The 621-nt window shown below is 66.0% G+C and carries 2 protein-coding genes; both read left to right on the top strand.

What is annotated here, in order from left to right:
* A partial coding sequence (locus tag MOV76_RS39365; protein WP_247266615.1) for a hypothetical protein occupies nt 1-408 on the top strand: 408 nt, incomplete at its 5' end.
* Between the two features lies 1 nt (nt 409).
* Nucleotides 410-621 (top strand): hypothetical protein (locus MOV76_RS39360; RefSeq protein WP_247266614.1); only part of this gene is annotated, 212 nt, incomplete at its 3' end.

Genomic DNA, 621 nt, shown 5'->3' with positions numbered 1-621 from the left:
CTTTCGGCCGTCAGTGCGATCAGGGGCGCGAACGAGCAGGCCGACAGCTTGGAGGCGCAGGCCCAGGACGCCGCCCGCGAACAGCCGCTCGAGACGCTGCAGGGCATTGCCCGGCGCGCCTCGATCAAGCGCGATTACATGGATGCGGTGGGGCAGCAGGACGTCGCCTATGCCGCCTCCGGCACCGATCTCTCCTTCGGTACAGCTGCGGTTGCACGCACGGAAGCCTTCCGCGAGGGCGACCTGGCGCTGACGACCGATGTCGGAACGCAGCAGACGCGGCAGGCGCGCCTGCAGGAACGCGAGGCTAATTACCTGAAAATGGCCCGCAAGGCCAAGCAGGGCGGCATCTTCGATGCAGCCATGACATTCGGCAAAACGGCGCTCGCCGTAAACGACAGGTACTGAAATGGCGAACCGAAGGGCAGATCCCGTTTCCTACCGGCCTTTCCGTGCCAATCCGTTGCTTGCCGATGGCCTGCTCGGCGTTGCCCGTTACGATGGCAGTCTCGAGCGCAAGGTCGCCCAGGGCCTCGCCAATCTCGCGGATGATGCCGGACAGCGCGCCGATCGCGAATCGGCGATCGCCGGCGAGCGGCAGGGCGCGATCGATGCGATGAA

This window comes from Rhizobium sp. PRIMUS64 (genome assembly GCF_023006465.1).
In the GTDB taxonomy this organism is placed as follows: Bacteria; Pseudomonadota; Alphaproteobacteria; order Rhizobiales; family Rhizobiaceae; genus Rhizobium; species Rhizobium leguminosarum.
This window is presented reverse-complemented; position numbering and strand designations above follow the sequence as displayed.